The organism is Candidatus Eisenbacteria bacterium (assembly GCA_035577985.1).
Taxonomy (GTDB): domain Bacteria; phylum Desulfobacterota; class Binatia; order DP-6; family DP-6; genus DATJZY01.
Map to the genome: position 1 here is coordinate 1 of DATJZY010000088.1, position 3,665 is coordinate 3,665.

Below are 3,665 nucleotides of genomic sequence, written 5' to 3' on the forward strand. Positions count from 1 at the left end.
ACCTGTCGGGTCTCAGAGGAGAGTGCTACTTCCAGCCCGCCAAACAAGGAGCACCAGATGACGAGCAACGCAGGTGAAGGCGGCCGCATCCTGGGCAGCTTGGGATCAGCCGACGGAAAGGGCATCGTGCGCATGGAAGACCGCTTCGACGCCGGTGTCGACGAGGTGTGGTCGGCACTCACCGATCCGTCGCGTCTGGTCCGCTGGTATGGCGAGGTCGAGGGCGACCTGCGCCGCGGCGGTGAGTACCGCGCACGCCTTTTCGCGAGCGGATGGGAAGGCACCGGGCGCGTGGAAGCGTGCGAGCCGCCGCAGCGGCTGCTGGTGCGCATCAGGGACGCGGACGAACCCGACGAGAATGTCATCGAGGTCACGCTGACCGCCGATGGAGACCAGACCACCGTCGTCTGGGAAGAACGGGGAATGCCACTGGACCTGCTCTCCGCTTACGGGGCCGGAGTGCAGCTTCATGTCGAAGATCTCGGCGACCACCTCGCCGGGCGTGAGCGCCGTGACGATGCCAAGACGCGGTGGGCCGAACTTCACCCGGCCTATCAAGGACTGGCGGCCAAGGTCAGTTGACGACATCATTGGCGGCCAGAGCCGCGCGGGCCAGCCTCGTCAGGCGTCGGCGAATGCACGCAACTCCAGGACGCCAAAGGCTGCGACGGGATGTTTGGCCGCGACTTCTAGCGCCTCGTTGAGGTCGGCGCAGTCGAGAAGGTTGAAGCCGCTGACCTGCACGTCTGAGTCTGTGGCTGGGCCGTTCTCGCGCACGACGTTACCGTCGCGCACGCGGACCGTTGCGGCCTCGCTTGCGGGCTCGAGGACATGCCCTTCAAGCCGAACGCCGCGTCCGTCCATCTCCTCGATCCACGCGCTGACGGCGTCGGGGATAGCTGCTCGCTGCTCTGGGCTTAGCTCGACGGTGCGGTCTGGATAGATGGAGAGGATGAACTTCATCTTGGGCCCCCTCGTCTAAGGTCGTTGTCCGAAGCTTGACCCCGAGCCACCGCGGGAATCATCGGGGACGCGACGCTCGCCTGGGCCAGTGTTCGCGAATGTCACCAGAATCGGGAAGACTTTGAATAGTGCCTCGGAGCTTGCGCGCATGGCTCCTCAACGCGCTCGGGATCGCGCTGCTGGTCGGCGCGCTACTCATCAGTGAACGCGGAGGACTCTGGACGTTCGCCCTCCCCGGCTTCCTCGTCGTCCTCCTGATACTGGCGCTTCTCTATCGGCGACAACGCCGCGGCAGCGAGTGAGGCTTCAGCCGAGTCGCATGGGCCAGCGTGCGGGAATGTCACCAGAGCCGGTTGGGTGTACCGGAAACTACTCCGCGAAGGGAGACCGGGCGCGGCTGAGTCTTCCGTCGTACTCTCGCCAGAATTCCTCGTACAGTTGCCGCTCGTAGTCGTCCGCGGGCGTCTTCTCGGTACCGACGAAGGGCTCCTTTGCCTTCTCCGCGAACGCGACGACTTGAAGTCGATACCCGTCCTCGGCGAGTTCGACCTCGAGCCCGGGGAAGCGGATGGCCTCGGTCTCGTCGACGGTGTCGAACCTTGCGACGTCGCGTAGACGCACCCGTCCACCAAGATGGGTGACGGACCAGTCGACCCCGATCGGGCAGGTCAGCATCTCGATCATTCCGCAGTGGAGGATGAGCCGATCGGCGACCCGCCGGTCGGGTGAGTGATCCGATTCGAGTGTGCGAAGGAGAGCGAGTGCGCTCGTGCTGATCGTCCACCAATCGGCGAGCTCGCCCGGCTCGGCCTCGCCGGAGACGATCACCTGACCGCCGATCTCGAGCCGGATGTCACCGTGCGAGCAGAGGTCGGCCGGAGCTACCTCTAGCTCCGGATCGATCCACCCCTGCCTCTTTATCTCGATCTCGAAGCCCGCACTCGTCATTCGCCCACACTAGGGTGGGTGGCAAAGCGAGACAAGACCGGCAGTGGCCGAGTTACTTCCTCGGGTGGTAGCGGGCTCACCTGGGCGAGTGTTCCGGAATGACCCCTGACTGCCAAGCCGACTTGCGGCGGCGACAGAGGTCGTCAGATAGCGCTGGCGTTGTCGGGTGCGGAGGCTGAATAGGTATCCCAGGCACCCGGCACCCCTTTGAGGCTGCGCCGACCGCGGTCCGCGAAGACGAGCCCCGAGCCGACCACGAGGTCCCTGACCGTGCTAGTCACGAGCACATCACCGGGTTCGGCCTCCGCCGCGACCCGTGCGCCGATGTGGACGGCGAGCCCGCGAACCGCTGCCCCATCGAGCTCGACCTCGCCGGTGTGGACGCCGACCCGTACGTCGAAGCCGAGAGCGCCGGCGTCGTCGCAGATCGTGAGGCCACAGCGAACGGCACGGGCTGGGCCGTCGAAGACGGCGAAGAAGCCGTCGCCTGCGACGTCGACCTCGCGCCCGCGAAAGCGTCCCAGCAGGGATCGGACGCGCTGGTGGTGCGTCGAGATCAGGTCTCGCCACGCCCGGTCGCCCATCCGTGCAGCGGCCTCGGTCGAGGCGACGACGTCCGTGAAGAGGACGGTCGCCAGGACACGGTCGAAGTCCACCTCGGCGCCGTGCGCGGCGGCGAAGAACCGCTCGACGGGATCGAAGAGCTCGTCCTGATTGCCGGAGAACGGGAAGTGGTCGGCTCCCGGGAGTTCGAGCAGTCGCGCACCGGGGATGTTTGCCGCGAGGTGGCGCGCGCACTCGATCGGCTCCTCCGTGTCGTCGACGCGATGCGCGACCAGCACGGGCACCTGGATGGCGGGAAGAACGTCGCGGATGTCAACGTCGCGATACAGGGTCTCGAACACCAAGGCGGCGCCGGGGCTCGCCGAGAAGCGCAGGAACGACGCGAGCTCTCGACGGAAGCCCGCGTCGGCCGCGTGCGACGGGTAGGCACGCGCCGCGAGCCGGTCGGCCATATCCTGTGTCCCCCACTGCCGGTCGATGTCTCCGAGGTACTCGTCCCACTGCTGTGCGCTCCACTCCCACGGGTAGTCGGGCGCGCGCAGGCCTCGGGCCCCGGTACCGTGGAGCACGCAGGCGAAGACGCGCGAGGGGTGGGCGGCCGCGAAGACTGCACAGAGAAGGGCGCCGTCCTCGGAGCCGAAGAGCGCCGCCCGCTCGACCGCGGCGGCGTCCATGACCGCGCGGATGTCGTCCATCCTCGCCTCGAGGGTCGGCAGGTTCGTCTCGTCGATCCGATCCGAGAGGCCCGTTCCGCGACGGTCGAAGACGACGACCCGCGCGAACGACCCGAGCCGCCGCAGGCCACGCGCGAACTGCTCGACACGCCACATGTACTCGACGTTCGACGCGAAGCCCGGCACGTACACCAAGTCGAACGGTCCGTCGCCGAAGACCTGGTAGGCGACATGGGCACCATCAGGCGTCTTGACGTAGCGCGTCTCGGGAGCCTCCACACGCTAAGTCTCGCGCGGATCCACTGGACCCGCACCAATGTGCGGCCACACCTTGGCGTGCAGCACCACGTGCATGCTCGTTGAGGGACGTGGAGACTCGCCTGGGCCAGTATGCGTGAATGTCACCAGAGCGCAGACGGCAGTCGCACTTACGGTGCCTTGCCTGAGAATCTGTGCGAAAGAACTTCGGCTCCGTAAAGAATCGACGTCGTCCGGTGCGTCGGACGGGTGATGATC

At 66.7% G+C, this 3,665-nt stretch carries 5 protein-coding genes; 2 read left to right on the top strand and 3 right to left on the bottom strand.

The window, feature by feature from the left end; all coding sequences use genetic code 11:
• Positions 1–57 precede the first annotated feature (57 nt).
• Positions 58–582 carry an SRPBCC domain-containing protein gene (locus VMS22_12480; protein HXJ34841.1) on the top strand — a complete coding sequence of 175 codons (525 nt, stop codon included), beginning with the start codon at positions 58–60 and terminating at the stop codon, positions 580–582.
• Positions 583–621: 39 nt separating this feature from the next.
• Here VMS22_12480 and VMS22_12485 read toward each other — a convergent pair whose 3' ends face one another.
• Complete coding sequence (locus VMS22_12485; GenBank protein ID HXJ34842.1) at positions 622–963, bottom strand: YciI family protein; 342 nt, start codon at positions 961–963, stop codon at positions 622–624.
• Between the two features lie 140 nt (positions 964–1,103).
• Between VMS22_12485 and VMS22_12490 the strand changes: the two genes are divergently transcribed.
• Positions 1,104–1,265, top strand: coding sequence for a hypothetical protein (locus tag VMS22_12490; protein ID HXJ34843.1), 162 nt, complete (start codon positions 1,104–1,106; stop codon positions 1,263–1,265).
• Positions 1,266–1,332: 67 nt separating this feature from the next.
• Here the strand turns inward: VMS22_12490 and VMS22_12495 are convergent, their stop codons facing one another.
• Together VMS22_12495 and VMS22_12500 are read right to left on the bottom strand one after the other, a co-directional pair.
• The gene (locus tag VMS22_12495; protein ID HXJ34844.1) at positions 1,333–1,911 is read right to left on the bottom strand and encodes a hypothetical protein; all 579 of its coding nucleotides are present in this window, start codon (positions 1,909–1,911) and stop codon (positions 1,333–1,335) included.
• A gap of 143 nt (positions 1,912–2,054) precedes the next feature.
• Positions 2,055–3,428: an adenylate/guanylate cyclase domain-containing protein gene (locus VMS22_12500; GenBank protein ID HXJ34845.1), complete on the bottom strand. Its 1,374-nt coding sequence runs from the start codon at positions 3,426–3,428 to the stop codon at positions 2,055–2,057.
• Positions 3,429–3,665 lie beyond the last annotated feature (237 nt).

Bases quoted from the DNA above. Each gene is read 5' to 3' on its own strand.
- VMS22_12480 (HXJ34841.1), top strand. From the start codon at position 58: ATGACGAGCAACGCAGGTGAAGGCGGCCGCATCCTGGGCAGCTTGGGA.
- VMS22_12485 (HXJ34842.1), bottom strand. From the start codon at position 963: ATGAAGTTCATCCTCTCCATCTATCCAGACCGCACCGTCGAGCTAAGC.
- VMS22_12495 (HXJ34844.1), bottom strand. From the start codon at position 1,911: ATGACGAGTGCGGGCTTCGAGATCGAGATAAAGAGGCAGGGGTGGATC.